The 4,840-nt window shown below is 67.7% G+C and carries 4 protein-coding genes; all 4 read right to left on the reverse strand.

From position 1 onward, the window contains the following. Positions 1-37: 37 nt before the first annotated feature. Positions 38-2,074 carry a bifunctional aldolase/short-chain dehydrogenase gene (locus LQV45_RS17900; protein WP_230008180.1) on the reverse strand — a complete coding sequence of 679 codons (2,037 nt, stop codon included), beginning with the start codon at positions 2,072-2,074 and terminating at the stop codon, positions 38-40. A 3-nt stretch (positions 2,075-2,077) separates the two neighbouring features. Then, positions 2,078-3,256, reverse strand: coding sequence for an L-rhamnose isomerase (gene rhaI, locus LQV45_RS17905; RefSeq protein ID WP_230008181.1), 1,179 nt, complete (start codon positions 3,254-3,256; stop codon positions 2,078-2,080). Continuing rightward, positions 3,253-3,636 carry an L-rhamnose mutarotase gene (locus LQV45_RS17910; protein ID WP_230008182.1) on the reverse strand — a complete coding sequence of 128 codons (384 nt, stop codon included), beginning with the start codon at positions 3,634-3,636 and terminating at the stop codon, positions 3,253-3,255. The genes rhaI and LQV45_RS17910 overlap by 4 nt, the downstream gene beginning before the upstream one ends. After that, positions 3,633-4,840, reverse strand: a 1,208-nt coding sequence (locus LQV45_RS17915) for an L-fucose/L-arabinose isomerase family protein (RefSeq protein ID WP_230008183.1), incomplete at its 5' end; no start/stop codon positions are given. The genes LQV45_RS17915 and LQV45_RS17910, both read right to left, overlap by 4 nt.

The raw sequence follows: 4,840 nt of genomic DNA on the forward strand, positions 1-4,840 counted from the left end.
GTGAACAGGCCGCCGCCGGGTGCGGTAGCAGGAAGGCTCATCGCAGGAAGGCCGCGGCCACGCCGGCGTCCACGGGGATGTGGAGCCCCGTGGTGTGGGAGAGCTCGCTGCCGGTGAGCACGGCGGCGGCGTTGGCCACGTTTTCGGGCAGCACTTCGCGCTTGAGCAGGGTGCGCTGGGCGTAGTACTTGCCCAGTTCCTCTTCCTGCACGCCGTAGACGGCGGCGCGCTTGGCGCCCCAGCCGCCGGCGAAGATCCCGGAGCCTCGGACCACGCCGTCGGGGTTGATGCCGTTGACCCGGATCCCGTACTCGCCCAGTTCCGCGGCGAGGAGCCTGACCTGGTGGGCCTGGTCTGCCTTGGTGGCGGAGTAGGCGATGTTGTTCGGGCCGGCGAACACGGAGTTCTTGGAGGAGATGTAGATGATGTCCCCGCCCATCTCCTGGCCGATCATCACCTGCGCGGTCGCCTTGGCCACCAGGAACGAGCCCTTGGCCATGACGTTGTGCTGGAGGTCCCAGTCCTTTTCCGTGGTTTCCAGCAGCGGCTTGGAGATGGAGAGCCCCGCGTTGTTGACCACCAGGTCCAGTCCGCCGAAGGCCAGGACGGCTTCCTGGATGGCGGCGGCGATCTGGGCTTCGTCGGTGACGTCGGCCTGGACCCCGATGGCGACGTCGGCGCCGCCGAGTTCCGCGGCCACGGCCCGGGCGTTGTCCAGGTTCAGGTCAGCGATGACCACGCACGCGCCGTCGGCGGCGAAGCGGGTGACGATCGCCTTGCCGATGCCCGACGCCGCCCCGGTCACCAGTGCGATCCGGCCAACATGGGATTTCGGCTTGGGCATCCGGGCCAGTTTGGCTTCCTCCAGGGCCCAGTATTCGATCCGGAACTTCTCGGCTTCCTCGATCGGGGCATAGGTGGAGACGGCTTCGGCGCCGCGCATGACGTTGATGGCGTTGAGGTAGAACTCCCCCGCCACCCGGGCGGTCTGCTTGTTCGCGCCGAAGGAGAACATGCCCACGCCGGGCACCAGCACAATCGCCGGGTCCGCGCCGCGCAGGGCGGGGCTGTCCGGGGTCGCGTGCCGGTCGTAATACCCCTGGTAGTCCTCGCGGTAGGCGGCGTGGAGTTCCTTCAGCCGGGCCACAGAGTCTTCAACCGGGGCGTCGGCGGGCAGGTCCAGGACCAGCGGCTTGACCTTGGTGCGCAGGAAGTGGTCCGGGCAGGACGTGCCCAGGGCCCCGAGCCGCGGGTGTTCGGCGGCTTCGAGGAACGCCAGGACGGCGGGGTCGTCGCTGAAGTGCCCGAGCTGCGGCTTGTCCGTCGAGGCGAGGCCGCGGATCACGGGGGCCAGGGCGGCGGCCTTCGCGCGGCGCTCGGTTTCCGGGAGGGCGGCGTAGCCGGGCAGCTTGGGACCGAACGGTTCGTTCTTTCCGTGGTCCTTGATGTACTCCTCGGCCTGCTCGATGATCCACAGCGAGTTGGCTTCGGCTTCCTCGCTGGTGGCGCCCCAGGCGGTGATGCCGTGGCCGCCCAGAATGGTTCCGACGGCCTGAGGGTTGGCGTCCTTGATCGCGGCGATGTCCAGGCCGAGCTGGAAGCCGGGGCGCCGCCACGGCACCCAGGCCACTTTCTCGCCGAAGATCTCCTTGGTCAGGGCCTCGCCGTCGGCGGCCGTGGCGAGGGCGATGCCGGAGTCCGGGTGCAGGTGGTCCACGTGCGCGGCATCGATCAGGCCATGCATGGCGGTGTCGATCGAGGGGGCGGCGCCGCCCTTGCCGAACAGGCAGTAATCGAACGCGGCGACCATGTCGTCTTCACGCTCGACGCCGGGGTACACGTTCTTGAGCGCCTGCAGCCGGTCCAGCCGCAGCACGGCAAGGCCCTCGGCCTTCAGCGTGCCCAGGTCACCGCCGGAGCCCTTGACCCACAGGAGCTCGACGTCGTCGCCGGTCACGGGGTCCTTTTCGGTGCCCTTGGCGGAGGTGTTGCCGCCGGCGAAGTTGGTGTTCCGCTTGTCCGCGCCGAGGCGGTTCGAACGGGAGATCAGTTCTTCAACAGTCTTATTGGTCATTATTTAAGCGCCCCATCCGGCCTGGTGGCCGCCGACGCGGTCCTCGTTGATCTTCTTCTGGTAACCGCTGGCCTTGAAGGCGGCCATCGGGTCCGCGGGCAGGCCGCGGGATTCACGCCAATGCGCCAGCGCGGGGCGGACATCGGTGTAAAAGGCATCGTTGAAGATGCCGTTGGCGGCCAGGACGTCGCCGCTGCGCTGGGCCTCGGCCAGCGCGTCGGTGTCGATCAGCAGGGCGCGGGCGGTCATTTCCTGGACATTGAGCACGGACCGGATTTGGCCCGGGATCTTTTCCTCCAGGTTGTGGCACTGGTCCAGCATCAGGGCGACGGCTGAATTCTCTCCTGCGGACTTACCGAACCCGCCGCCGCGGATGACCTCGTGCATGATGCGGAAGAGCTGGAAGGGATCCGCCGCACCGACGATCAGGTCATCATCCGCGTAGAAGCGGGAGTTGAAGTCGAAGGAGCCGAGCTTGCCCAGACGCAGCAGCTGCATGACGATGAACTCGATGTTGGTGCCGGGGGCGTGGTGGCCGGTGTCGAGGCAGACAAAGGCTTTCTCGCCCAGGGCCAGGGTCTGGGCGTAGGAGGTACCCCAGTCCGGAACGTCGGTGTGGTAGAAAGCCGGCTCGAAGAACTTGTACTCCAGCACCAGGCGCTGCTCGTCGCCCAGGGCCGCGTAGATTTCCTGCAGCGACTCGGCCAGGCGGTCCTGCCGGCCGCGCATGTCGTCCTGGCCCGGGTAGTTGGTGCCGTCCGCGAGCCAGATCTTCAGATCCCGCGAGCCCGTGGCGTTCATGATCTCCAGGCACTCGAGGTGGTGGTCGATCGCGCGGCGGCGGACCGCAGGGTTCGAGGAGGTCAGGGAACCAAACTTGTACTCGTCGTCCTGGAAGGTGTTGGAGTTGATGGTGCCGAGTCCCACGCCGAGCTCCGCCGCGAACTCCTTCAGGGCCGCATAATCATCCACCTTGTCCCAGGGGATGTGCAGCGCCACGGTGGGCGCGAGTCCGGTGAGTTCGTGGACCTTCGCGGCGTCGGCCAGCTTCTCGTGGACCGTGCGCGGGGTGCCGGGAGTGCCGAACACCTTGAAGCGGGTGCCGGAGTTGCCGTAGGCCCAGGACGGGACCTCGATGGCGAGTTCCCCGAGGCGGCCCAGGGCCGTTTCTGTGGTGTTCATGGTTGTTCCTTCTGCGGTTGGTGGTTGTCCCCGGCGGCGTTGGCCGCGGACAACTGGTCCTCGAGATTGAAGATTTCGGTGAGCTGGAGGAAGCCTTGATCCGGCGCTCCGGCGAGGTCGTCGAAGAAGCCGGCCATGTCGGCCTGCCAGTGGGCGTTGACGTCAGTGGCTGCCATCCGGGCCTGGGCTTCGGTCAGGCTGTCCGTTTCGAAGTAGCCGATCAGGAGCCCGTCGGGCCGGAGGAAGAGTGAGTAGTTGTTCCAGCCCGAGGCCGTCAGGGCCCGGAGCATCTCCGGCCAGACGGCGGCGTGCCGGCGGGTGTATTCCCCGATCAGCGCGGGCTTGACCTGGAGCTGGAAGCAGACGCGTTGCGTGCTCATGAGAGCGCCACGTGGCGGTGTTCGATGCCCAGCAGGGATGCGGCGGCCTTGATGTCGGCGGCGCGGTGGCCGACGCACAGGGCCCAGTGGTGGCCGATTCCGGTCTGGCTCCAGACGTCCACCCAGAGCCCGGGGTCCCCGCCGAAGTCCACCCGGGAGGTCGTGTTGCCGATCTGCAGGAGCGGGCCGGGAACCACCTCGCCCTCGGAGGTGACGAACACGTAGCTTCCGTCCGCGTCCTGGCCGAGGCCGAAGGTGGTGACGGGGCCGTGGCGCACATCGAATTCGACCGAGACGCCCCAGCCGCGTTTGCCGTGGTAGATGCCGAGTCCGCGCAGGAGCGGGTCCTGGGCGGACACGGCCAGGTGGGCCGGCCCGTCGTGTCCCATTTCGACCACGTTGTCGAGGAAGTTCAGGGCCTGGATCTCGGTAAATGATCCCCCGGCGCCGATCGCCTGGGCCGCCAGCATGGCGATGGAGGTCCGCAGCTCGAACTCGCCGGCCATCGGGATGCCCCGGGCCGTCAGGATGGAGGAGCCCAGGATCATCCCGGCGCCGAGCCGTTCGTGCTGTTCGCCGGCCAGTCCGCGGTGATAGTAGGCCACGGAGTCCAGGTCAAAGTCCTCCACAAGGCGGTCCAGGCCGACGGACACCTTCGCACCCCACGCGAAGTCGTCGTCGTTCACGGAGTCATCCACAACGAAAAGTTCGCGGGCGAGCCCGAGCCGTTCGGTCACCTCCGCCTCCGTGACGGCGTTGACCCGTTCGCGGAGGTCATCGAATTCGAGCACCTCCACGTGGGAGCCGAAGGTGGTGGACACGGTGGTGAGGTCGGTGGCGACATCCAGCATGCCCGGATAGAGGTGGCCCATGAGCCCGTGCCGGGCATTGCGGAGCCGGGCGCGGACGCCGGCGGCGTGGACCCACGCGGTGATCCGCTCCCAGGCGGACTCCTGCTTAAGGTGCCCCGAGACTGAGCGGAAGTCGATCCCGGCCCGGCGGAAGACGTTGGCGACCTCCGGCACCGGGCACTGGCCGCAGTAGGCCAGCCACTTGCCGGTGTCAAAGTTGGCGTGGTCCATCGCTTCGGTTGGCTGCAGGTCGATCACCAGGACGGGGGTCTTCGCGCGCTGGGCGATGGGCAGGACCATGGAGGATGTCAGGTACGTGGTGAGGAAGATGACGATGAGGTCGCAGTCGGCGA

It is taken from the genome of Microbacterium sp. Bi128, from assembly GCF_918698205.1.